The sequence below is a fragment of the Winogradskya humida genome (assembly GCF_016862215.1).
Taxonomy (GTDB): domain Bacteria; phylum Actinomycetota; class Actinomycetes; order Mycobacteriales; family Micromonosporaceae; genus Actinoplanes; species Actinoplanes humidus.
Window position 1 is genome coordinate 1 of sequence record NZ_BOMN01000157.1, and the last position, 24,232, is coordinate 24,232.

The 24,232-nt window shown below is 69.1% G+C and carries 18 protein-coding genes and 1 tRNA gene; 15 read left to right on the plus strand and 4 right to left on the minus strand.

Going from position 1 to position 24,232, the window contains the following annotated elements; all coding sequences use genetic code 11:
- Window positions 1-588 precede the first annotated feature (588 nt).
- The 3 genes from Ahu01nite_RS49600 to Ahu01nite_RS49610 all read right to left on the minus strand — a co-directional run bounded on the left by Ahu01nite_RS49600 (window position 589) and on the right by Ahu01nite_RS49610 (window position 2,894).
- Window positions 589-1,293, minus strand: coding sequence for an aggregation-promoting factor C-terminal-like domain-containing protein (locus tag Ahu01nite_RS49600; RefSeq protein ID WP_203843773.1), 705 nt, complete (start codon window positions 1,291-1,293; stop codon window positions 589-591).
- A gap of 72 nt (window positions 1,294-1,365) precedes the next feature.
- Window positions 1,366-2,010 (minus strand): response regulator, encoded by a 645-nt coding sequence (locus tag Ahu01nite_RS49605; RefSeq protein WP_203843790.1) that lies wholly within the window; start codon window positions 2,008-2,010, stop codon window positions 1,366-1,368.
- Between the two features lie 20 nt (window positions 2,011-2,030).
- Window positions 2,031-2,894 (minus strand): sensor histidine kinase, encoded by an 864-nt coding sequence (locus Ahu01nite_RS49610; protein ID WP_203843774.1) that lies wholly within the window; start codon window positions 2,892-2,894, stop codon window positions 2,031-2,033.
- Window positions 2,895-2,977: 83 nt separating this feature from the next.
- Here Ahu01nite_RS49610 and Ahu01nite_RS49615 point away from each other — a divergent pair, with 83 nt between their 5' ends.
- The 4 genes from Ahu01nite_RS49615 (at window position 2,978) to Ahu01nite_RS49630 (ending at window position 10,194) form a co-directional block, all read left to right on the plus strand.
- Window positions 2,978-3,673, plus strand: a complete 696-nt coding sequence (locus tag Ahu01nite_RS49615; RefSeq protein WP_203843775.1) for an ABC transporter ATP-binding protein — start codon at window positions 2,978-2,980, stop codon at window positions 3,671-3,673.
- Entirely contained in the window at window positions 3,670-4,392 is a 723-nt protein-coding gene (locus Ahu01nite_RS49620) for a hypothetical protein (protein ID WP_203843776.1), read from the plus strand. The genes Ahu01nite_RS49615 and Ahu01nite_RS49620 overlap by 4 nt, the downstream gene beginning before the upstream one ends.
- Entirely contained in the window at window positions 4,389-4,922 is a 534-nt protein-coding gene (locus Ahu01nite_RS49625) for a hypothetical protein (protein WP_203843777.1), read from the plus strand. Before Ahu01nite_RS49620 ends, Ahu01nite_RS49625 begins: the two co-directional genes overlap by 4 nt.
- A gap of 499 nt (window positions 4,923-5,421) precedes the next feature.
- A complete protein-coding gene (locus Ahu01nite_RS49630) occupies window positions 5,422-10,194 on the plus strand; it encodes an ExeM/NucH family extracellular endonuclease (protein WP_239159798.1) in 4,773 nt (1,590 codons plus the stop codon).
- A 53-nt stretch (window positions 10,195-10,247) separates the two neighbouring features.
- Here the strand turns inward: Ahu01nite_RS49630 and Ahu01nite_RS49635 are convergent, their stop codons facing one another.
- Window positions 10,248-11,243 carry a helix-turn-helix transcriptional regulator gene (locus tag Ahu01nite_RS49635; RefSeq protein WP_203843779.1) on the minus strand — a complete coding sequence of 332 codons (996 nt, stop codon included), beginning with the start codon at window positions 11,241-11,243 and terminating at the stop codon, window positions 10,248-10,250.
- A 352-nt stretch (window positions 11,244-11,595) separates the two neighbouring features.
- Between Ahu01nite_RS49635 and Ahu01nite_RS49640 the strand changes: the two genes are divergently transcribed.
- The 11 genes from Ahu01nite_RS49640 to Ahu01nite_RS49690 form a co-directional block, all read left to right on the plus strand.
- Complete coding sequence (locus Ahu01nite_RS49640; RefSeq protein ID WP_203843780.1) at window positions 11,596-11,748, plus strand: hypothetical protein; 153 nt, start codon at window positions 11,596-11,598, stop codon at window positions 11,746-11,748.
- Window positions 11,749-11,793: 45 nt separating this feature from the next.
- Window positions 11,794-14,304, plus strand: a complete 2,511-nt coding sequence (gene lanKC, locus Ahu01nite_RS49645) for a class III lanthionine synthetase LanKC (RefSeq protein WP_203843781.1) — start codon at window positions 11,794-11,796, stop codon at window positions 14,302-14,304.
- A 320-nt stretch (window positions 14,305-14,624) separates the two neighbouring features.
- Window positions 14,625-14,717 carry a class III lanthipeptide gene (locus Ahu01nite_RS49650; RefSeq protein ID WP_203843782.1) on the plus strand — a complete coding sequence of 31 codons (93 nt, stop codon included), beginning with the start codon at window positions 14,625-14,627 and terminating at the stop codon, window positions 14,715-14,717.
- 321 nt (window positions 14,718-15,038) lie between these two features.
- A complete protein-coding gene (locus Ahu01nite_RS49655; RefSeq protein ID WP_203843783.1) occupies window positions 15,039-15,131 on the plus strand; it encodes a class III lanthipeptide in 93 nt (30 codons plus the stop codon).
- A 102-nt stretch (window positions 15,132-15,233) separates the two neighbouring features.
- Entirely contained in the window at window positions 15,234-15,977 is a 744-nt protein-coding gene (locus Ahu01nite_RS49660; protein WP_203843784.1) for an ABC transporter ATP-binding protein, read from the plus strand.
- Window positions 15,974-18,460: an FtsX-like permease family protein gene (locus tag Ahu01nite_RS49665; protein WP_203843785.1), complete on the plus strand. Its 2,487-nt coding sequence runs from the start codon at window positions 15,974-15,976 to the stop codon at window positions 18,458-18,460. Before Ahu01nite_RS49660 ends, Ahu01nite_RS49665 begins: the two co-directional genes overlap by 4 nt.
- Before the next feature lie 22 nt (window positions 18,461-18,482).
- Window positions 18,483-19,730, plus strand: coding sequence for an MFS transporter (locus tag Ahu01nite_RS49670; RefSeq protein ID WP_203843786.1), 1,248 nt, complete (start codon window positions 18,483-18,485; stop codon window positions 19,728-19,730).
- Window positions 19,723-21,690: a prolyl oligopeptidase family serine peptidase gene (locus Ahu01nite_RS49675; protein ID WP_203843787.1), complete on the plus strand. Its 1,968-nt coding sequence runs from the start codon at window positions 19,723-19,725 to the stop codon at window positions 21,688-21,690. Before Ahu01nite_RS49670 ends, Ahu01nite_RS49675 begins: the two co-directional genes overlap by 8 nt.
- A 176-nt stretch (window positions 21,691-21,866) precedes the next feature.
- Complete coding sequence (locus Ahu01nite_RS49680; protein WP_203843788.1) at window positions 21,867-22,415, plus strand: YqgE/AlgH family protein; 549 nt, start codon at window positions 21,867-21,869, stop codon at window positions 22,413-22,415.
- Window positions 22,416-22,549: 134 nt separating this feature from the next.
- Window positions 22,550-22,622, plus strand: a tRNA-Ala gene (locus Ahu01nite_RS49685).
- A gap of 1,015 nt (window positions 22,623-23,637) precedes the next feature.
- Window positions 23,638-24,232 (plus strand): hypothetical protein (locus Ahu01nite_RS49690; RefSeq protein WP_203843789.1); only part of this gene is annotated, 595 nt, incomplete at its 3' end.

Below are 24,232 nucleotides of genomic sequence, written 5' to 3' on the forward strand. Positions count from 1 at the left end.
GAGTCCTGAGTCCGGCGAGCGATGTCCGCTGGACCGGTTTCCGGAATCGCCGGGATATTGCCTGACCGCGCAAGCGTTCAGCTATTGCGCTAGTCGGTTAGCAGCACCTCACGGAGGCGTGTGGCCCGCTCAGCGAGGTTCAGTAAGTCCTCACTACCTCCACGAGTCGTCCTGGCGGCCCTCTACTCGCAGAAAGCGCGAGTGAGGGCCGACTCGTCATGTCTGCTACCGGGGGCCGAGTCTCCGGACGCCACTACGGTGCGGCGGGGCGCGCGTTGGCGCTGGCGCGTCTTGCGCTCTGAGCCGGATGGGAGCAGAGCTTGCACACGATAAGAGCTCAGCGAACAGCCACCGCTGAATCGGTTCGTCGGCTCCGCTGCGGGGACGAGCGATGAGGTGTGTCTCTGGCCGCTTGCTTTCGTTGCCGGTGCGACTGTGTCCAGGGTGTTGCGGCGGTTTTGGATCCTGCTTACGGCCGTGTGGTGGGGGTCGATGCAGTTGTCCGGTAATACCGAACAGCTCTCAAAACCGAACACGCCGTGACGCGGCCCCCTTGCTCGTGGGTGAGCGTGGCCGCCGTTGGGCTGGTCAGTAGTTGTTGTGGGCTTGGAAGTAGGACCAGGCGCCGCAGGGGGTGCTGTAGCGGCCCTTGACGTAGCCCAGGCCCCACTTGATCTGGGTGGCCGGGCTTGTCTTCCAGTCCGAGCCGGCGGAGGCCATTTTGCTGCCTGGCAGTGCCTGGGGGATGCCGTAGGCGCCTGAGGGGTTGGCGGCCTTGTAGTTCCAGCCGCTTTCCTTGGTCCAGAGCTTTTCGAGGCAGGGGAACTGGTCCAGGCCGAAGCCGGCCGACAACGTCAGGGTGCAGCCGATGGCGCGGCTGCCGCTGTATTCGGAGCAGGAGGAGGGGATGGGGCCGTCGTAGGGGACGGGGCCGCCGTTTTCGATAGCTTTTTTGCGGGCTTCTTCCGCCTTCTTGGCGGCGATGACCCGGGTTTCGATTTTCTTGGCCTTGCTGGCGGCTGCTTTTGCCTCGGTGGCGGCTCTGGTGGCGGCCTGGCCTTCTGCCTGGCGTTGCCAGGAGCGGGCGGCGGCGTGTTCGTTCTGGCGCTGTTTGAGCAGCTGCATGTCGGCTGCGTAGGACTGGGCCATGTCCAGGTTGGTGATTGAGGCGGCTCGGCTCAGTTCGTCCTGGTCCTGGCGGTTCTGCCCGACGTAGACGCCGGTGATCGTGCCTGCTACCAGCAGGGCGACCGAGGCGGCTCGGATCCCGTAACGGCTCATCTGCCGAGTCACGAGGGTGCCTTTCGTCGGGGGAGTGGCGCGAGGACGTCCGGACACCTTAAACGGCGGGCGGCGGATTGTCTCTCAAGGGGTTGGGTGGACGAGGGCGGCGTTGTAGGCGGCGATCACCAGTTGGGCGCGGTCTCGGGCGTACGTTTTGGATAGAAGGTGTGTGATATGCGCTTTGACCGTCTTGACCGCGATGTTGAGCTGGTCGGCGATTTCCTGGTTGGAGTGGCCTCGGCCGATCAGGGTCAGAACTTCGGTTTCGCGGCTGGTCAGGCCGCGCACCGAGACGGGTTGCGGGAGGCGGGGCGCCGTTACGTAGTGGGCGATCAGGCGGGTCAGGATCGAGGGGGCGAAAAGGGATTCGCCCTGGTGGGTGCGGTGGATCGCGTCGATCAGGTCCTGGGGGCGGGTGTCTTTCAGCAGGAAGCCCGAGGCGCCGGCGAGCAGGGCCTGATAGACGTAGTCGTCGAGCTCGAACATGCTGAGGACAAGGACCCGGGTCGGGGCGAGTAACGGTTCGGCGCATATTTCACGGGTGGCGGCGAGGCCGTCGCGGTGGGGCATCCGGATGTCCATGAGAATGACGTCCGGGCGGATTGTGCGGGCGATTGTTACCGCGTCCAGGCCGTTGTCGGTTTCGGCCACCACTTCCAGGCCGGGTGCGTCGTTGATGATCATCGCCAGGCTGCGGCGCAGCAGTGGCTGATCATCGACCAGCATGACGCGTACGCCCGGAGCAGTCACCTGACTACCTCATCCGGAATACGCGCGACGAGCCGGAAACCGTGTCCCGCCGGTCCCGCGGTGAAACTGCCTCCGAGCCCGATGATGCGTTCCCGTAAGGCGGTGAGTCCGTGGCCCGCGCCCGGTGCCGGTTTCCAGGCATCGCCGGGGCCGTGGTCCTGAATGGTCACGAGAACAGCGCCCGCGTCGTGTGCGATCCGGATGTCGACGTCAGTGGGCCCGGCGTGCCTGGCCGCATTGCTCAATGCCTCCCGGACGGTTTTACAGACCGCGACCTGCACGCCGGGTGAGACCGTCCCGGCCGTTTCCATCTCCAATTGGGTACGCAGACCCGCGACCTCCGCACCGGCGACCATGTCCGGTACGCGGTCCAGCGTCTCCAGGGGCAGCAACGGACCCATGTCATCCGGTGTGCGGAGCACAGCCAGCATCCGCCGTAACTCCGCGGTCGACTGCCGGGCGGCGTCCTCGATGTCCGCGAGGGCCGCCCGCATCTCGCCGTCGTCACCTGGGCCGCCGCGCGCGAGGTGCCGCGTCGCGGCTGCCCGTACGGTGATCAGGCCGAGCCCGTGCGACACGATGTCGTGCAGGTCGTGGGCGATGCGTAACCGTTCGGCGAGCGTCGCCTCCGTGGCCGCCCAGGCGGTCAGCCGTGCCTCGTAGTTCAGCCGGTTTCTGCGTACCTGCCAGACTGCCCATACCGCCATGGCCGTGGTCAGGACGGCGACCGAGGCGAGCATCGCCACCGCGAACGGCCCGCTGCCCCCGACCGCGCACGTGAAGCCGGCCAGCACCATCGTGGCCGCACCTGCCATGGGAATGAACTCGAGTGGTGAGACCGGTCGCGGCGTCGCGCTCATCACCTGGAGCGTAGACGTAAGACCAGGGTCTTACAGGCCGTGGTCCGATGTGCGGCACCGCCCGATCCGGTTGCATTGCCGGTGTGATCGAGATCGAGAACGTCAGTAAGCGGCGAGGCCGGGTGACCGTCCTCGATGGCGTCAGTTTTGTGGCTCGGCCCGGGCGGGTGACGGGCTTCATCGGCCCCAACGGCGCCGGTAAGTCCTCCACTCTGCGCATCCTGCTCGGCCTGGATCACGCGCAGGAGGGCCGTGCGCTCGTCGACGGCAGCCCGTTCACCGCGCTGCGCAGACCGCTGACATGTGTCGGTGCGGTGCTCGACGGGAGCGGCGCGCACCGGTCACGCACCGGGCGCGCCCATCTTCGGTGGGTTGCCGCGAGTAACGGGTTGTCGCGGCGGCGGGTCGAGGAGGTGATCGAGTTGGCCGGTCTGGAGTCCGCGGCGAATAAACGGGTACGGGGGTATTCGCTGGGCATGGGTCGCCGGCTCGGGCTCGCCGCGGCGCTGCTCGGGGACCCCGGTGTGCTGGTGCTCGACGAGCCGTTCAACGGGCTGGACGCGGGTGGTGTCCGCTGGGTGCGCGAGCTGGTCCGCACCCGGGCGCGCGCCGGGGGGACGGTGTTGCTGTCGAGTCACCTGATGAGTGAGCTCGCCGAGATCGTGGATGACGTCGTGGTGATCAGCGGGGGCCGGATCGCCGCTCGGGGGACGCTGGACACCGTCACCGGCGAGCACGGCTCGCTCGAGGACGCCTACTTCGCGTTGACGTCGTCATGAGGCTCGTGTGGGTGGAGCTGTGCAAGCTTCTGCGGCTCCCGTCGGCGCGGGCCGGGGTGGCGCTCGGGGTCCTCTGTGCTCCAGCGATCGCGGCCGTGAGTGCGCCGAGCGAGCGCAGTGCCGCCGTCGACGTGGCGTTCCTCGAGCTCACGTTCGGGGTCATCGGTGCGATCCTGCTCGGCGTGGTGGCGGTGAGCAGCGAGTACCGCGACGACGGCGAGGATTCGGCGTCGACCCGGCAGATCGTGGCGAGCCTGACCGCCGTACCGTCCAGGATGCGGTTCCTGGCCGCCAAGGCTGCGGCGTTGTCGCTGACCGTGGCCACGACGGCCATGCTCGCGACCGTGATCATGCTGACGATGCTGGCCGGCACGGGAGAGGATCTCGGGCCCGGGGTGGTCGGGCGGGGCGTCGGGTTGATCGTCTACTGGGTGCTGACCGCGCTTATCGCCTTCGGGATAACGCTGCTGACGCGGAACGGCGTGGTACCGCTGGTGGTGTTGCTCCTCAACTCGTCGGTCATCTCCTTCACCTATCTGCTCTCTCGAGTGGTGCCGGCGGCCAACTACTTTCCCGACCTGGCCGGCCCGCACATGTTTCTGCGGCGCTCACCGACCGGGGTGGAGATAGGCCCGGTGACCGGTGGGCTTGTCATGCTGGGCTGGACCGTGGTTCTCCTCGCGGTGGGTGCGTTCCGATTCCAGCGGAGCGACGCATGACGCTTCGTGCCGAGATCCTCAAGATGGGTACGCTGCCCGCGGCCTGGCTGAGCCTCCTGAGCCTCGCCGCGCTGATCGCCGTGGCGAGGGGCGACGTGCAGTACGCGCAGGCCGGGTTTCTGGTGCTGGCAGTTGTCACGGTCGCGTCGGAGTATGCGGGTGGTCAGATGCGGACCAGTCTTGTCGCTGTGCCGCGCCGAGGGAAGTTCCTGGCCGCAAAGGTGGCGGTGCTGGGTGTGACGGGCGGTGTCGCCGGTGTCGTGGCCGGCCACGCCTGGTATCTCGCCCTCGTCACGCTGCTGGCGGCAGCGGTGGCGTTGCTGATGCGTGGCGCCGTTCCTGCCCTGACAGTTCTGCTCGGATGGTTCTTCGTGGCGGCGCCATTGCTGCGCGGGGGTGCTCGGTGGGTGACCTATGTGCCGGATGCCGGTCGGGCCGCTGAGGGCGTACGAGGAATGGTCGTGACAGGGCTCTGGACCTTGATTCTGCTCGCGGCCGCGACCGTCATATTTTTCCGTCGCGATGCGTAAGGCGCATCACCGGGCCTGCGGGTGGGCTGGTCGGTGCCATCGGGGTGGTGCCGATTACGGTCGGGCTGACGGCGGTTGCAGTCGGGGTGGTGCCGGTTGTGGTCGGGGTGACGGCGGTTGCGGTCGGGGTGACGGCGGTGGCGGTTGAGGCGATGGCGGTTGTGGTCGGGGTGGTGCCGGTTGTGGTCGGGGTGACGGCGGGTTGCGGTCGGGGTGGTGCCGGTTGTGGTTGGGGCGATGGCGGGTGCGGTTCGGGGCTCGGCCCTGGGGGCTGCGTGGGGCCATAACGGCGTTGGGGCGTTTTCCATAGCACCGGTGCGAAAGGGGTGGGCGGCTGCGTACAAATAGGATTGACCGGGCGTACAAAGGCGCACAATGGCGCGGTCATTTTGGGCGTTGACTGCTCTTCCGTTACCTGAGTGAGAAAAGAACGTCATCCAATGTGTTTACGCTCCGGCGGATACCAGTCCTCGGAGGAAAAATCTCTATGCGTCGATATATGCGCAAAGCGGGTGCCGCTGCGGTCGCCACCGCGCTGGGCCTCAGCTTCACCGGATCTCCCGCGCACGCGGCGGAAGCCGGGACCACGCCGTTCATCAGTGAGATCCACTACGACAACGCGGGTACGGACAGCGGCGAGTCGGTCGAGGTCGAGGCGCCGGTCGGGTTTGATCTGACCGGCTGGCAGATCGTGCTGTACAACGGCAACGGTGGAGCGGCCTACGACACCAAGACGCTGAGCGGGGTTGTTCCCGCCGCGGGTGTGAAGGTCCAGACCTACGGTGTGGACGGCATCCAGAACGGGGCGCCCGACGGTGTGGCCCTGGTTGCCGCCGATGGGACGGTCGCGGAATTCCTCACCTACGAGGGCACGTTCACCGCGGTCGGGGGGCCGGCTGCGGGCAAGGCCGGTGTCGACATCGGGGTGAGCGAGACCAGCGCTCCGGTGGGGCAGTCGCTGCAGAAGATCAACGGCGTCTGGCAGGGCCCGCTGACCAGCACGTTCGGGGCGCTCAACACGGCGGGGACGCCCGGCGATCCCGATCCCGAGGACCCGACCGGCTGCACGGTGACGCCGGATCACACGATCGCCGAGGTGCAGGGCACCGGTGCGGACACCCCGCTCGCCGGGACCCGCGTCACCGTCGAGGGCGTCGTGACCGCGGACCACCGCACCGGTGGCTACAACGGCTTCTACATCCAGACCGCGGGCTCCGGTGGAAACCGGCCGGTTGCCGCGGGCACCGCTTCCGACGGTCTCTTCGTGTACGCGGTCGCGGCGAACCTGCCGACCGTGGCGATCGGTGACGTAGTCCGGGTGAGCGGCACTCCGAGTGAGTACAACGCCTTCACCGAGCTGACCCTCGCCGCGAAGACCGACACCCAGGTCTGCTCGCACGACGCGACGCTGCCCACGCCGGTGGCGCTGAAGCTCCCGCTCGATGACGCGGCGCGCGAGTCGGCCGAGTCGATGCTGGTGGCGCCGTCCGGGGCGTACGCCGTCTCCGATGTCTACAACACCAACCGTTACGGCGAGATCGTGCTTGCCGGTGGTGACAAGCCGGCGAAGGTTCCGACCGACGTGGCGCGGCCCGGCACCGACGCCGCGGCGAAGGTGAAGGCCGACAACAAGCTCGACCGGATCCTGCTCGACGACGGCAAGACCACGAACCTCTCCACCGCCGGTCTCGCCCCGCCGTACCTGGCGAAGGACGACCCGCTGCGTGTCGGTGACACGGTCGCTGCGTTCGGTCCGGTCGTTCTGTCGTACGGGTTCGCCGAGTGGCGTCTGCAGCCGGCCACCCCGGTCGACGCGACCACCCCGGCGGCGCAGCGGACGACGTTCGCGGACACCAACGCTCGTACGGCCAACCCGGTCGACGTCGGCGGTGACATCCGCCTCGCGAGCTTCAACGTCCTGAACTACTTCGTCCACTTCGGTGGCGAGGCCCGGGGCGCGACCGACGCGGCCGCGCTGGCGAAGCAGCAGGCGAAGATCGTCTCGGCGATCTCCGCGCTGGACGCCGACGTCGTCGCGCTGATGGAGATCGAGAATTCCGTCCGCTTCGACGCGAACGACCCGCAGTTGGCGCTCAAGACCCTGGTCGGCGCGCTGAACGCGAAGGACGGCGCGGGCTCCTGGGACTACGTGCGCTCACCGGCCGAGCTGCCGGGCGCCGCTCAGCAGGACTACATCACCACGGCGATCATCTTCAAGCCGGCGAAGGTCACCCCGAAGGGTGCCTCGCGTTCGGTCAACGACGAGACCGTGTGGGCCAACGCTCGCGAGCCGATCGCGCAGACGTTCACCTCCGGGACGATCGACTTCACGGTCGTCGCCAACCACCTCAAGTCGAAGAGCGCCTCGGTCGCTCCGACCGGCGACAACGTCGACACCGGTGACGGGCAGGGACCGTACAACGGCGACCGCAAGCGTCAGGCCGCCGCGCTCGCGACGTTCGTGGACGGCGTGAAGGCCGACAGCAAGACCGACAAGGTGCTGCTGCTGGGTGACTTCAACGCGTACACGCAGGAGGACCCGGTCCAGGTCCTGTACGACAAGGGCTACACCGACCTGCACAGCACGTTCGCGCCGGGCAAGAACTCGTACGTCTTCGGCGGCGAGTCCGGCTCGCTCGACCACGCGTTCGCCACGCCGACGCTCGCCGACCGGGTCACCGGCGTCGACATCTGGAACATCAACTCCGTCGAGTCCTTCGCGTACGAGTACGACGGCTACGCGCCGTTCTACGAGGACGGGCCGTACCGCGCCAGCGACCACGACCCGGTCGTCATCGGCCTGAACACCAAGGCGGCCGGCCCGGTCGACCTGCAGCTGCTCAGCATCAACGACTTCCACGGCCGGCTCGAGTCGCCGACCACCGGAGTCGGCGGCGCCGCCCAGCTCGTGGGTGCGGTCAACCAGCTCCGCGCGCAGAACCCGAACACCGCGTGGGTCTCTGCCGGTGACAACATCGGCGCGTCCACGTTCATCTCCGCGATCGACGGTGACAACCCGACGATCGACGCGCTCAACTCTGGCGGCCTGGCCGTCTCCGCCGTCGGTAACCACGAGTTCGACAAGGGCCTCGCCGACCTGACCGGTCGCGTCTCGGACCGCGCGGACTTCCCGTACCTCGCGGCCAACGTCTACAAGGACGGCCAGCGCGTCCTGCCCGGTTACTCGGTGCAGACGCTTGGCGGCGTACGCGTGGGCTACATCGGCGTCGTCACCGAGCAGACCGGTTCGCTGGTCAGCCCGGACGGCATCAAGGGCGTGGAGTTCCGCGACCCGGTGGCCGAGGCGAACAAGCTGGCGACGGAGCTCTCCGACGGCAACGAGGCGAACGGCGAGGCCGACGTGCTCGTGCTGCTCGCGCACGAGGGCGCGGCGACCGAGAACATCAGCACCGCGGAAGCCCTGCAGGCCGACCCGGTCTTCGGGGACTTCACCCGGGTCAGCGCCGACATCGACGCGATCCTGAGCGGGCACACGCACCAGCCGTACGCGTTCGAGGTCCCGGTCCCCGGCACCGACCGCAAGCGCCCGGTCATCCAGGCCGAGGACTACGGCGTCAAGCTCGGCAAGGCGGTCCTCACGTACGACCCGGCCACCAAATCGGTGACCGCGTCGACCGCCGAGCTGCTCAACGTCACGGGTTACACGCCGGACCAGGCCGTCGCGGACATCGTGGCCAAGGCGAAGGCGACCGCGGCCGAGCTCGGCAAGCAGCCGCTCGGCAAGATCACCGCGGACATCAACCGGGCGTACACCGCTGCCGGTACCGAGGACCGCGGCGCCGAATCGGTGATGGGTAACTTCATCGCCGACGTCCAGCTCGACCAGACCAGCGCCGCAGGTCGCGGCGGTGCGCAGATCGCCCTCATGAACCCGGGCGGCCTGCGGGCGGACCTCAAGTACGGCACCGACGGTACGGTCACGTACTCCGACGCGTTCGCCGTGCAGCCGTTCGCCAACGACGTGGTGACCCAGACGCTCACCGGTGCCCAGATCAAGCAGGTGCTGGAGGAGCAGTGGCAGCCGGACGGGGCTTCCCGGCCGGTGCTGCACCTGGGCTCGTCGAAGGGGCTCACCTACTCCTACGACGTCGCCAAGGCACGCGGTGAGCGCATCATCGCGTCGTCGCTGAAGCTCAACGGCGTGACGCTGAACCCGGCCGGCACCTACCGGGTCACGTCGAACTCGTTCCTCGCCGCGGGTGGCGACAACTTCCTCACCCTCGGCAAGGGCACCGATCGGATCACGACCGGCGACAACGACCTCACCATGCTGGTGAACTACTTCGCCGCGCACACCCCGATCACCGCCGACCCGGCACCGCGCTCCGCGGCCGGGGTTCTCGACGTCACCGCCCCGACCGGCACGTACACGCTGAGCGCCACGGCGCTGTGGGCCGGCCAGACGGTGAAGCTCACGCAGGTCAAGGTCGCCGACGACACCACTGCGGCGGCGAACATCAAGCGGGTCATCACGTGGGGCGACGGCAGCGCGCCGCAGACGCTTGCGGTGGGTGCCACGAGCGCGACCCACGCGTACACCAAGGCCGGCAGTTTCTCGGTCTCGGTCGCGCTCACCGATGAGGCCGGCAACACGGGCGTCGTCAAGGCCGCCACGGTCAAGGTGACGGCCCAGCCGGGTCAGTTCAAGCTGAACACCACCTCGATCTGGGCCACCCAGTCGGTCTCCGTCGGGGTCAAGGGCGTGACCGGCGCCAGCAAGATCGTGGTTGCCTGGGGCGACGGCGCGACGTCGACGTTCTCGCCGAACACCTCCGCGGTGGCGCACAAGTACGTCAAGGCCGGCACGTTCAAGGTGACGGCGACGCCGTACAACGCCGTCGGAGCCGGTAAGGCCGTCGCCGTCGGCTCGGTGAAGGTCACCAAGGACACCTACAAGCCGACCGTGAGCGTCAAGACGCCCGCCAAGGCGAGCCACGTGTCGTCGTGGAAGAAGGTCACCGGCACGACGGCGGACAAGGGCCTGGGCGTCGCCAAGGTTCAGGTCAAGCTCGTCGAGCAGCGCTCGGGCAAGTGGTACTACTACACCGGTTCGAAGTGGGTGAAGACGACGTCGTACAGCAAGGCGCTCGCCAAGGCCAAGCTGATCAGCGTCACCCCGAACACCAAGGGTGCGTGGAGCACGGGCCTGAAGGGTGTCGCGAAGGGCACCCTGAAGATCTCCTACCGCGCGCAGGACAAGGCCGGTAACACCTCGGCCTACAAGGTCTACACGGTGAAAATCACCAAGTAGTCCCGTCATGAACGAAGGCCCTCACCGATGCGGTGGGGGCCTTCTTCGTGCGGTCAGAGCCAGCCGAGCTGAACGGCGCGGACGCCGGCCTGGAAACGGCTCTCGGCCTCCAGCCGGGTCATCAGGTCGGCGACGATGCGGGCCACGGTGCGCAGGGAAACGCCCAGGCTGCGGGCTATCTTCTCGTCCTTGACGCCGGAGGCCAGCATACGCAGGACGGCCTGCTCCTCCACGGACATGTCGACGCTGAGCTGGCTCTTGGAGATCTCGTCGAAGCTGGAAGAACTGTCCCAGAAATAGTTGAAGATGCGCACCAGGGAGCGTACGAAAAGGGTTCCTGAAATGAGGATTCCACCCGCTCGGCCATTTTCGGGATCCACCGGGATGATCGCCTGACGGCCGTCGGAGATGATGAGCCGGACCGGCAGCAGCGAGGCTATGCGGATCTCGTACTTGAGGTCGGCCAGCTGGCGCAGATTGTCGAGGACGTAGCTCGCCGAGATGAGCCGTTGCAGATAGATGCTGCGCATGCGCAGGCCCCGCTCGGCGAGCATCTGGCTGCGGGGCAGCGCGTCCTCGACCATCGCCTTCGACGGCAGCGGGCCGGGGTGCATGGAGAGGATCTCGCGCTGGGTGTGCTCGGTGAAGTCGTCCAGGATCACGGCCAGCCGGTGCGGATCGGTGATCACTTGGATGGTGGTGTCGCTGGGGTCCTGGACGGACAGTGGCATGAAGTCGTCGACCAGCCGCCGCACCAGCGCGAAGTTGTCACTCAGCTGACTCTGCAGCTCGCCGTAGACGGTCTCGCTCTCGTGGGCCACCCGCAGCAGGGCAGCCTCGGGGCGGACGAGGACGAGCTCGCCGGTCTGCTGGCGCTCGGTGAGCAGGCTCAACTGTTTGAGGACGGTCACCGCGTCGGTGCGCTCGCCCTCGGTGAGGTCCAACGAGGAGAGAACCGCTGCCACGCCCTCGTCCTCGCGCAGGCGCAGCGTCCGGTAGATGTCGAGGGTCTGCTGCGGGACGGATTCGGATGCCCTCTTTGCGTCCACTGATGCCCTTTCTAGCGGAGCGTCACCCCCCGGTGGGACCTGTCGTATCTTAACCGCTGATGGGGCTTGTGGTCTGACCCCGCATTCGGTAAAGGTCTAGGTAGGACCAGCCGTTCCGTCCATTGACTTTCCGGGGTTGCGTTTTACCGCACCCGCCACGTGGCGCTGATTGGTCCGTTTCCTCCTGGCTCGGGCACCCGGCCGGCTGCACATGTGTGACAGGGACGTGTCATGGCGTGTCCGTGCAAGGCCTAAACCCTTCCGGCACGCCATTGCGGGGGCCAGTATTGGTTCCAGAAGCGAGACGCCGAAACGAAAACGGGAACTCGCAGCATTCACGGGGGTAATTGAAATGTCGAAGGTAGCTCTGTCGCGCTCAAAAACGGTCGCCATCGTCTCCGCGCTCATCGCGGCGCTGGTCTTCTCCGGTGCTCAAGCGCCGGTGAACCCGCAGGTCAAGCCGGTTGTCTCGGCCACCGGGGAGGGCGAGGTCTGGTGCTGCTGACGACATTGCAAAGATCCGCCAACGACATCGGAAAGGAGGACTGACATGGATCTCAGATATGAATCTTATGCGGTATCCGATAAGCGCTTCTACGAGCCGCTGGCCCGCTGCAATGACCATTCGACGCGGCTGCCGGCAGTAACCCGGGCCCTCCCGGACGGGTGGCGGCGCGAGCAGCAGGGCGTCTGGACGGTGATGCTGCCCAGCGACGGGGTGCCGGTGCCCGACCAGGGTTGGAAGGTGCACCTGAGCGCCACCCCGGACGGGGCGGGCGACCTGGTCGACGCCGTCTGGGCGATCTGTCAGCGCCTCTCGGTGCCGTGGAAATTCCTCCGGAGCCGGTTCGTGGTGACGGTGACCAACAGCAAGTACGCGCCGCGGGCTTCGAGCGGCAAGGTCGTCACCGTCTATCCCCGCACCGCCGCTGAACTGCACGACGTTGTCTCGGCGCTCGATGCCGAGCTCGGTGGCACGCCGGGCCCGTACGTCCTCTCGGATCTGCGGTTCCGGGAAGGCCCGGTCTATCTGCGGTACGGCGCCTTCGTACCGATGTGGTGCGAGCAACCGGACGGCTCGAAGGTCGCGGCGCTCCGCGATGCCGCCGGCACGCTCGTCCCCGACCGGCGGACCCCCGGGTTCACCCTGCCCGACGGGGTGACGCTGCCCGAGTTCTGGCCACCGCTGGACGAGACGCCGGCCGAGGCGCGGGTGGGTGACTACGTGGTCACCAAGGCCCTGCACTTCTCCAACGCCGGGGGCGTCTACCTGGCCGAGGGGCCGGACGGGCGCACCGTCGTCCTGAAGGAGGCCCGGCCGCACGCCGGACTCGACGCCCGGGGCCGCGACGCGGTGCACCGGCTGCGCAACGAGCACCGGACCCTCGAACGGCTCGGGCATCTCGACTTCGTTCCCGAGGTGTACGGCTACTTCACCGCCTGGGAACACGAATACCTGGTCATCGAGTACATCGAGGGGCGTACGGTCGCCGCCTGGCTCGGCGCTGAACTGCCGCTGCTGCGGCACCGGCCCGGCCCGGAAGCCCTGCGCACCCATGCCGCCCGGGTGACCACCATCTTCGACGAGGTCGAGCGATGCCTGCTGGAACTGCACGCCACCGGTGTCGCCTACGGTGACCTGCACAGTCAGAACATCGTTCTGCGACCGGACGGCCGGGTGGTGCTGCTCGACTTCGAGCTCGCCGCCGACATCGACGGCCCCCATCACGGCGCACTCGGTGCGCCGGGGTTCAGCCATCCCTCCCTCACGACGGCCCGCGACGCCGACCTGTTCGCACTGGCCTGCTGCCGGCTCACCTCGTACGGTCACATGACCGCGCTGATGGCCCAGCAACCGGCGATCGCCGGCTCGCTGCTGACGCTGGCGGCCCGGACGTACGGATTGAGCGCGAGCACCGTCCAGCAGATGACGGACGGGTTGCGCCGAGCCCCGGCACTACGGGACACCGCCACAGCCGGCGGTCCACCGGATCCACCGGCTGCGGCCGACCTGATCGAGGGCATCCGCGCCGCGGCCACCCTCGGCCGGCCCGACCGTCTCTACCCGGGTGACATCGGACTGGACCGGCCCGGCGGCGCGGTAGGACTGGCCTACGGGGCGTCGGGTGTGCTGCTCGCGCTGCAGGCCGCTCGGGTACGCGTACCCGACAATCATCTGGACTGGCTGGCGGAAGCCTGCCGCAGAGCCGGACCCGATACACCGTCGGGGCTCTACGACGGTCTCGCCGGCGGCGCCCTGATGCTGCATCGGCTCGGGGCGACCTATGAGGCCGGGGCGATCATCGACCGGATCCTGGACCGCCCGCCACCACGATCCGCCAGCCTCTACGACGGGCGCACCGGTCTGGCCCAGCTGCTGCTGGACGTCGGCCGGGAGAGCGACGGGCTACGCCTGGCGCAGACCGTCGCGGACCAGGCCGGCGATCCTGACGCACTACGCCGGCCGGGGCTGATGCGAGGCTGGTCGGGACCTGCGGTGCTGTTCGCCCGCTGCGCGCTGCTCACCGGGGATCCTCGGTGGACGGAACTCGCGGAGCAGGCGCTGCTGACCGATCTGAGACATGGCCGGCGAGCCGAGGGCACGCTGCAGCTGTTGACGGACGGCAAGCTGCTTCCGTACCTCAATGAGGGTTCGGCAGGAGTGGCCCTGGCCGCTCTCGCCCTGCCACCTGAGACCCGCGTGCCGGTGACGGAAATCGTCCTGGCCGCTGCCCGGGCCGGCGCCGTCGAGGCGATGGCGCAAGGCGGGCTCTTCAACGGACGTGCCGGAATCGTGTATCTGCTCGCCAACGTGGCGAGGCGATGGCCGGACTGGCACGAGGCTCTGGCGGACCAACGCCGGCTGCTGTCCCTGCACGCCGCCCCGGTCGGTAACGGCCGCGTGTTGCACGGTGACCAGCTGATCCGGCTCTCCACCGATCTGGCCACCGGCTCGGCCGGCGCCCTGTTGGCGCTGACCGTAGCTGACGAGCCCGACAGGGCCGCCCTTCCCGGTGCGCTCGCCCCCGTGGCGCACCACCCGGTCGAGCCGGTGGCCTGACCGGCCGGCACCACCCCATGACATCGAGAGGAGGTGACACAGATGACCAGCATTCTCAAGCTGCAGGAGACCCCGGACGACACCCGCCCGGAGGACGCCCCGTGGAGCTCGATCAGCCTCTTCAACTGCTCGTGAGCCCACCGGCCCACGTCGCTTCGAGACACCGGAGGAGGTGACACAGATGACCAGCATCCTGAAGCTGCAGGAGACCCCGGACGACACCCGTCCCGAGGACGCCCCGTGGAGCTCGATCAGCCTCTTCAACTGCTCCTAGGCCGACCGGCCCACGCCACGTCGAGACCCGCGAGGAGGTGAAACACATGACCAGCATTCTCAAGCTGCAGGAGACCAACGAGGACACCCGTCCCGAGGACGCCCCGTGGAGCTCGCTCTCCGTCTTCAACTGCTCCTGATCACCCGTTCACCCAACGATCCGCTTTCTACCTGGAGGTACTGACATGACCGCGATCCTGAAGCTGCAGGAGACCCCGGACGACACCCGTCCCGAGGACGCCCCGTGGAGCTCGCTCTCCGTCTTCAACTGCCACTGAGCAACCCCTTCACCCACCGATCCACTTTCTACCTGGAGGTACTGACATGACCGCGATCCTGAAGCTGCAGGAGACCCCCGAGGACACCCGTCCCGAGGACGCCCCGTGGAGCTCGCTCTCCGTCTTCAACTGCCACTGATCCGACAGAACCGTGACGGATTTATCCGGCAAGGGGGGTGAAAGATGAACGCCGTCCTGTCGCTGCAGGAGACCACGGAGGACACCCGTCCCGAGGACGCTCCGTGGAGCTCATTCAGCTTCTTCAACTGCTCCTGATCTTCTGAACAGCCGGTGTGTTTATCCCCGGGGGTGCGGACTTTCGAGCCCGCACCCCCGGGGAAACGCGCGAAAAGACCAAGAAACCCCGGGAGAGGAAACATGTCTCAGACCCTCGTCGAAGCCCCACCCGCGCTGCGGTTGCGGGATGTCACCAAACGGTACGGACGCGCGGCGGACGCCACCGCTGTCCTCAGTGGTGTGTCGGCGGCCTTCCCGGCCGGCACCTTCACCGCCCTCATGGGACCGTCGGGCTCCGGCAAGACGACCATGCTGATGTGCGCGGCCGGTCTCACCCGGCCCACCACCGGCACGGTCGAAGTCGCCGGTCAGCGCATCGACAACCTCTCCGACAAGCAGCTGACCCGATTGCGCCGAGACCGCGTCGGGTTCGTCTTCCAGCACTTCAACCTCATCGACTCGCTGACCGCGGTGGAGAACGTCTACCTGCCCGCGCGTCTCGCCGGCCGGCCCGCGTTGCGGGGGCGCGCCGTCGAGTTGCTCAACCTCGTCGGCCTCGGCGAGCGCCTCAAGCACCGCCCGGCCCAGCTCTCCGGCGGCCAGCGCCAGCGGGTCGCCATCGCCCGCGCGCTGCTCACCGAGCCCGTCGTGCTCTTCGCCGACGAGCCGACCGGTGCGCTCGACCAGGAGGCCGGCCGCGAGGTTCTGGACCTGCTGCGCCGCCTCGCCACCGAGCAGGGCACCACGATCGTCATGGTCACCCACGACGCCGCCGCGGCGGCTGCCGCGGACCGGGTCCTGCTGCTGTTCGACGGGGTCCTGAGCGCGGAACTGCACGGCGCCTCCGCCGAGGAGATCGCGCACCGGGTGGTGTCGCACCGATGAGCGCACGCCTCCGGCTCTTCGTCAGCGACGCCCGGCACAGTCCCGGGCGGGTCCTCGGCGTCGCGATCACCTGTCTTGTCACGGCGGTCGTGGTCGGGGTGGCCGCACTGCTCTTCACCACGCTCGCGGGCTGGGAGCAGCCCGAGCGGGCCGGCCTCGGCTCGGTCTCCGCGGTTGTCGTCGCCACCACACCGGACGACCAGGTGGCGGGGGCGCTGCCCGCGGACGCCCTCACGCGGGTCAGGACCGTCCCCGGTGCACAGCAGGCAGTCGAATATCGGGACCGTACGGTGTCGATCGTGCGCGGTGACGCGCTGCTGCCCGATGTCGACGGGCGTACCACCCGGGCCTGGAATTTCTCCGCCGCCGTGGCTGACGGCTATCAGCTCGACCGGGGTGCTGCCCCGGCCGGCAACGAACTGGTCGTCGACGCGGCGACCGCCGCCGAGGCCGGGATCGACGTCGGGGCGAGCGTGCCGACCTTGAGCGCGGCAGGCGTCGTCAGCCGCCGGGTCTCCGGCATCCTGCGCGCATCCGAAAGTACGGCAGCGGGTGGCCCGGTGCTGCTGCTCGCCGACCAGGAGCTCGCCGCGATGGCCGGCAGCACCCTGCCCCATGCGATCCTCGTCCCGGGCGCCGCCGGCCAGGATGCCGCCGAGCTGCGGGCCGCACTCAGCGCCGGGCTCCCGGGTTTGCGGGTTCTCGCGCCCGAGGACTACAAGACCGGCGACACGGGCGTCACCGAGAACAAGATCGGTGGCGGCATCAACCTGCTGTCCCTGCTGCTGTTCGCGCTGATCACATCGGCGGCGACGGTGCTCGGGACGACGATGTCGCTATGGACCAGCCAGCGGACGCCGCAACTCACCGTGCTGCGGGCGCTGGGCGTGTCCAGCGGCCGGCTGCGCCGCCTGGTGCTGGGTGACGCGGCGCTGATCGCGGTGCCCGTGGCCCTGCTCGGCGCGTTGCTGGGCGCCCTCCCGGGGGCGAAACTGGCCCGCGCGGCACTCGTCGGCGCGGACATCCTGCCCACCGACACCCCGGCGGTGTCCCTCGGTGGAGCCGCTGTGGGGGCGCTCGCGCTCGCGGTGCTGCTGACCGTGTCGCTGACCCTGGTGGCGAGCCTCAGCGGTGCCCGGCAGGCCGGCCGGCTCGACGCGGCAGCCGCGCTGAACAGCGGCTCCGGTGCGGTGAAGCTGCGGCGGCGGTTCTCGCGGCTGCTCATCGGTCTGGTCCTGCTCGCCCTCGGCGCAGCGCCGATGCTGGTCAACGGTGGCGGCGGTGCCCTCGTCATGGGCGCGGCGGCGACCGTGTCCGTCCTGATCCTGGTTCCCGCGCTGACGGTGCTGAGCCCGTGGCTGACGCCGCTGCTCACGCCGCTGGCCGGGCTCGTCGCGCGGCTCGACCGGGGCGTCGGGCACCTGATCGCGTCCAACCTGCGAATGTCCACGCTGCGGACGGCCGGACTCGCCGGTCCGGCGCTGCTCGCCGTCGGGCTCAGCACCGCGCTGCTCAGCGCGCCGAAGACGCTGGACGCGGGCGTGGTCGAGCAGACCACTCAGCGCGTACAGGCCGCTCATCTCGTCGTGCCCGCCGGGTCGGCCGGCCTGCCGCTCGCCCTTCCCGCCGGATACACCGGCACGGCGGCCCGGCTTCTGGACACCACGGTCCAGCCGGCAGCCGAGACGTCGCAGGGCGGGCCGACCGGCATCGCCGCGGCGGGGGCCGACGGCGCTGCGCTGGCCGGGCTCCTGGATCTGGGGCCGGCTGCCGGTGGGCTCACCGCGCTGACCGGGGACACGTTCGCGGCCAGCAAGGACATTGCCAAGCAGCACAAGTGGAGCATCGGTGAGCAGGTGCCGCTGCTGCTCGACGACGGCACCCGGCACGACCTTCGACTCGTCACGGCGTACGACAACGATCTCGGGTTTGCCGGGGTTCTCCTGCCGATGGACCTGGCGGTCGCGCACAGCCCCGACCCGATGCTCACCATGATTCTGCTCGGTGGTGATCCGGCCGCCTGGCCGGTGACGCCCGGAGCGACGGTCGTCGACCGTGGCACCTATCTGGACGCCCTGGATCCGCGGGAGAGCGCCGACAGCCTCGCCCCGCTGATCATCGCGCTCGTGCTCGCCGGTTACGCCGTGCTCTCGCTGGCCAACAGCGCCGGTCTCGCTCAGGCGGACCGAGGGCCGGAGAACCGTACGCTGCGCCTGCTCGGCGGTCGCAAGGACCAACTCCTGCGGCTGGTGGCCGGTGAAGCGCTCGCCGCGGCGGCCATCGGCATCCTGCTGGGGCTCCTCGTCGGCATCGGCGGCCTGATGCCCCTGGCCCGCGCCACGGGACGCGCACTGCCGGTCCTCGACGTCATGGGCGTCGTGATCATCCCACTGATCTGCGGTCTTGCCGCGGTGATTCCCGCCGTCCTGGCCGCCCGCCCCCTCCGTCCCGTGACGGAGCGAGCCGAAGGAGGAACGCCGTGAACGACCGAACTGGAGGAACACCATGACCGGCACACGACTCGACAACAGATTCTGGCTGCTGTTCGGCGGGGAGACCGCGTCCGCCATCGGCACCGCGGCATCGATGGTCGCCATGCCCGTGCTCGCCTTCCAACTCAGTGGCAACCTGTCCCATACCGGGATCGTGGGCTTCGCGATGGCCGCCGCGGCGGTCGCCACCCGGCTGCCGGGCGGCGTGCTCGTCGACCGGGTCGACCGGCGCAAGCTGATGGTCATCGCCAACCTCATCGCGGCTACGGCCGTCGCGCTGCTCGCCGTCGCGCTGGCGGCCGGCGCGGCCGGCCTGCTCGTCCTCGTCCTCGCCTCCGTGGTGGTCGGCGCGGTCGGCAGCTGCCTCGCACCGGCCGAGAGCGCGGCGGTCCGCGGCGTCGTCCCCGAACCGTTGCTGCCCAAGGCGCTCGCGTTCATCCAGAGCCGGGCTGCGGTCGCGATGGTGGCGGGTCCGGTGCTCGGCGGTGCGCTGGTGGCCTTCGACGCCACCACGGTGTTCGTGATCGACGCGCTGACCTATCTGTTCGCCGCGGTGTGCATGGCGGCGGTCCGCATCGCCCTGCCCGCCGACAGCGAACCGCAGCCGGTGCTGAAAGCCGCGGGTGAGGGACTGCGGTTCGTGCTGAAGTCACCGTTCCTGCGCTACGTGGCCATCAACGCCACCCTGCTCAACCTCGTGTTCAACTCGCTGCTCGTCATCCTCGTCGCCGCCGCGCACAACAACGGCAAGGGCGGCCTGGCGGTCGGCGTGCAGATGGCCGCGATCGGGGTCGGCGCTCTTGCCGGTGCCATCGCCGCGGCACCGATCGCGAGCCGGTTCACGCCGGCCATCGGCGTCGCGGGTGGCACCGCCCTGGTCGCCGTCGGACTGCTGCTGCTCCTGGTCGTCCCCACCGGATGGCCCTCCGCCGTCGTGCTGGGGCTCGCCGCCGCGGCCGGCCCGGTGGTCAACGTGGTGGTCAGCACCGAACAGATCCGGCTCACCCCGGCCGGGCTGCAGGGGAGGGTGAACAGCTCGATCGGGCTGCTCGCCATGGCCGCGGGGCCGCTCGGGCCGATCATCGCCGGGTTCACCGTCGCCGCCTGGGGCGTCGCGCCGACCATGTTCGGGGCCGCTGCGATCGTCCTCATCCTGGCTCTCGTCGGTGCCGCCGTGATCCTGCGAGCGACCTCGCAGACGTCCCCGGCCGAACTGCCGGAACAGATCCCCGAGCTCGCCGTGGCGGTGTCCCGTGACTGACGACCCGTTCCGGTGGCTCGAGGACCCCGACCACCCCCGGACGCAGGAATGGCTGGCCGACCAGCAGAACGAGCTGTGGAAGGAGATGACCGGGACCGACCGGGACGGCTGGGCCGACGCACTGGGGGAGACCCAGCGGCGCACCGCGGGCCTCCCGGTCCGGCCCCCGGTCGAACGGGGGCCCCGGACCTTCCGGCAGGAGCGTACGCAGCACACCGACCACGTGATCACGGTCGAGCTCGCCGGGGTCCGCAAGGTGCTCGTCGACCCGACCCGGGCCGGCGCCCGCGGCAAGCTCGCGGGGTGGCACGTCGACCCCACGGGCATCCTGGTCGCCGTCCAGATCCACGAGGCCGGGCGGGAGGGCGGCGGGCTCTGGCTGTACGACTCGATCACCGGCGATCCCGTGCGGTTCCTGCCCGACGCGGCGCCGTACGCGGCGGTCACGTGGCTGGGGGACTGGCTGGCGTACACCGGCGGCACCCGCGCCGACCACCGCTTGCGGGCGCTGCGCGTTCCCGACGGCGACATCACCGAACTGCGGCTGCCGATCCCCGGCCCGGTGCGTGCCGGGCTGTCCGCCACCCCGGACGGTACGCGCCTGCTGCTGCAGGTCCGTGCCGCCGCGGGACGGCCGGCCGCGTACTGGCTGGCCCGGTGGCGCGACGGCGCCGAGCTCGACTGGATCGCCGTGCCGGTGCCCCTGACCGGGATCGCCGACACCGGCATGGACAACGGGCGGCTCTACCTGGCGGGAACGGACGTCATCGGCATCGAGCTCGCCGCCCTGGAAGCCGGCCGCCCGGTGCTGCCCGAGCAGGTGCTCGGCGCGCAGGACGGCAGCACCATCGGACTCGTACGCGCGCTGCGCGGCCCCGACGGCCGCACAGCCCTGCTGCTCCTGCGCCGGGAGAGCACCAGCCGGGTCGTCCAGCTCTGGGACCCCGGACCGCCGCCCCGGCTCACCGGCTCGTTCCGGTGGCCCGCCGCCGTGCAACTCGGTGACGTCGCCCCCAGCCCCGGCCGGCTCGGTGACGCCGCGTGGATGCTCGCCGAGGACCCCCGATACGGTGCGTGGCTGCACCGCATCACCGCCGGTGACCCGCTCACCATGCCCGGCGTCGAACATTCGACGCTGCGCGAATTCGTCTCGGTCAGCGCCGACGGCACCCAGGTGCCGATCACCGTCGCCGAACCCGACGCCGGCGCGATCAGGACCAGACCCACCCTCATGACGGTGTACGGCGGCTTCGGCATCAGCCTCGAACCCGGCTTCGACCTGATGCTCGCCACCTGGCTGGACGCCGGCGGACGGGTCGCCTGGGTGCACGCCCGGGGCGGCAGCGAACGCGGCGAACCGTGGGCCGCGGCCGGCCGGGGCGCCGGCAAGCACAACACCGTCGCCGACTTCCGCGCAGCCGCCCGGCACCTCGCCGACCACGGCTACGTGCGGGCCGGTCAGCTCACCGCCATGGGAGTCAGCAACGGCGGCCTGGTGGTGGCGTCCGCGATGACCAGCGAACCGGAATTGTTCTCCGCTGTCGTAGGCGTGGCACCGCTCGCCGACATGCTCCGCTACCACCTCGGCGGCCTGGGCGGGACCTGGCTGCGCGAATACGGCGACCCCGACGACCCTGCCGCGGCCGGCTGGCTCGTCACCTACTCACCACTGCACCAGGTACGCCCGAACCGGCGATACCCGTCGGTCCTGCTCGCCACCGGCGCCAACGACGACCGGGTGCCGCCGTGGCACGCCTGGAAACTGTCGATGGCGTTGCAGCAGGCCAACACGGCCGACACCAAAGTGCTGCTCGACCACGACCTGACCAGTGGACACCGCGGGCGCGACGGACTGCCGGGTCACCTGCTCGCCGTACACGTCCTCACCCTGCTGAGCCGCGCCACCGGCCTGCACGCACCCGCCCTGCCGGCATCCGTGGACGCGCTGTCATGGCCGTGACACCCGGCGCCCCGCCGGGGATACCCCTATGGCGTCGATCTCCACCCCGGGAGCCGCTCGTTCACCCGCAGCCCTTATCGCTGGCCGGACTGCAAGCTAATGTCCAAGCATGGCGCGAAGGCGAGGCTGTTGTGTTCAGTGAAGAGCAGCGAATCGGAGGTCGGTCAGTGGAGTCGATGACCGGTCAGCTCCTGGTCGCGACTCCCACACTGAAAGACCCCAACTTCGACCGTACGGTCGTGCTGCTCGTGGCCCACGAAACCGGCGGTGCCCTCGGCGTCGTGCTCAACCGGGCCACCGAGGTCCCGGTCTCCGACGTCCTCGGCGGCTGGGGCGAACTCGCCGGCGACCCCGCGGTCCTCTTCGAAGGCGGCCCCGTCCAACCCGAATCCGCGATCTGCCTCGCCCGCACCCGCCCCGAGGTCAAAAAGCGCGTCTCCGGCTTCCACCAGGTCGCCGGCGCCCTCGGCACGGTCGACCTCTCCGCCGACCCCGACCGCCTCCGCGACAGCATCGCCGGCATCCGGGTCTTCGCCGGCTACTCCGGCTGGTCCCCCGGCCAACTCGAAGAAGAAGTCGCCTCCGGCTCCTGGTTCGTCTTCGACGCCCTCCCCGGTGACCCCTTCGTCCACCGCCCCGACGACCTCTGGGCCATGGTCCTCCGCCGCCAGGGCGACATCCTCGCCGCGGTCGCCCACTTCCCGCCCGACGTCTCCCTGAACTGAGCAGGCCTGGGTCCCGCCCTTCTCGGCGGGGCGGCCGGCCCTGGTCCGTGGGCGCCGGGGACCCCCTGCGGGACCCCCTCGCGGGGTGTGTACTATTTCTTCCTGTGCCCGGGTGAACCGGAAACAACAGGCAAGGGGCTGTGGCGCAGCTGGTAGCGCACCACACTGGCAGTGTGGGGGTCAGGGGTTCGAGTCCCCTCAGCTCCACCTTCGAAAATGGGTGATCCCCATCCGCGGATAGCGCGGATGGGGATTTTCTCGTTTATGTCTGCTGCCGGGGGCCGAGCCCCCGGACCCCCACGGTGCGGTGGGCGCGCTAGGGGTCTTGGGTGCGCTAGGGGCGTCGGGTGCGCTAGGGGCGTCGGGTGCGTCGGGTGCGTCGGGGGCGTCGGGTGCGTCAGGGGTCGTGCGCCCGGGTCGTGAGGCGTGCTACGCGTGGGTGCGCTCGAGGTGATGAGTGCGCCAGGAGTCTTGGGTGTCCTCAAGGTCTTGGGTGTGCTCGGGGTGGTTGGTGCGCTTGGCGGCGGGGCTTGGCGGCGGGGTGGGGGTGTTGGCGGTTCGCAGATTTTGCACCTACTGCATGGGACCGGGGTCTGCCTTTTCACGGCGTGGCGGGCCGGAGGAGAGTGCGTTACCTGCAGTGAGCCGAAGTGCGGACGATGGCCGAGGTTGAATGCGACGGTATGCGAGAGACGCCGAAGATCGAGTTCCGGCCTCGTCGGGCATCCGGACAGACGTTCTCATTGTGGGCGGAGGACCCGCCGGCCTCGCGGCAATGGCAGCTGTGAGCCATGCCTCCGTACGTGCCGTACTGGTTGAAGAAGGCCCGAGTCTCGACGCTCGCGATGTGCAGAACCCAACCCATTTGACGAGCGGTATAGGCGGAGCAGGGCTGTTCTCCGACGGCAAGTTCTCGTTCTTCCCCTCGGCAAGCAAGTTGTGGGCCATCAAGCCCCAGGCTGAGCTGCGCAGCGCATATGCAGCCGTCAGCACACTGCTTGCGTCTGGCGGGCTGGTGACTCCTTCCTTCCCGCATCGCCGAGCGTCAGGCGCTGATCAAGACACTGACCACTTCGAGCCGAAACGCTACTTGTCGTCGTACATGACGATCGGGAGCCGGTACGCCCTGATGAGAGCTCTCCAGCAAGACGCGCTAGACCGGACAGTTCGGGGGCATGTGAGTCTCATATCAACCGGCCCGGCTGGTTGGTACGCCGCGGATGTGACGACAGCCGACGGCCAGACTCGGATCGAGGCGCGCGCGGTGATCATCTGCGGCGGTCGCTTCGGGATGATTTCCTCCCATTTTGATCTGTCGGACACGCGGCTCATTTTCCGCCGCGTGGAGGTGGGCCTTCGGATCGAGCAGCCCGCAGATGCGTTCTTTCTTCGCGAGGATTCCTGGCTGGACTCGAAGTTCATCTGTTCGAGCACTCGCACGGGCGCAAGCTGGCGCACCTTCTGCTGCTGTCGGGATGGAGAGTTGATCACGACGAACTTCCGCGGCTGGCAGACCTTTTCGGGTCGGGCTGACGGCCCTGCGACCGGACGGTCCAACATTGGATTCAATCTCCGGTACGGAGACTCTGCGACGGGGCGCCGGACCTGGTCACGGATTCGCGCAAGCATCGAGGGTGCGGGCCGTGCCTTCCAAGCCCCGCTGCATTCGCTTGTCGGGGAGTCGAGAAGCTCTGCCGGACGTGAGCTCGCTGAACTCTACGGTGCAGAGGCGTCCCGAGATCTGCGCCTCGGGCTCATTCGGCTGTGCCAGGACTTCGAGCCGGGATCGTTCATGGATGCCACTGTGCACGGCCCGA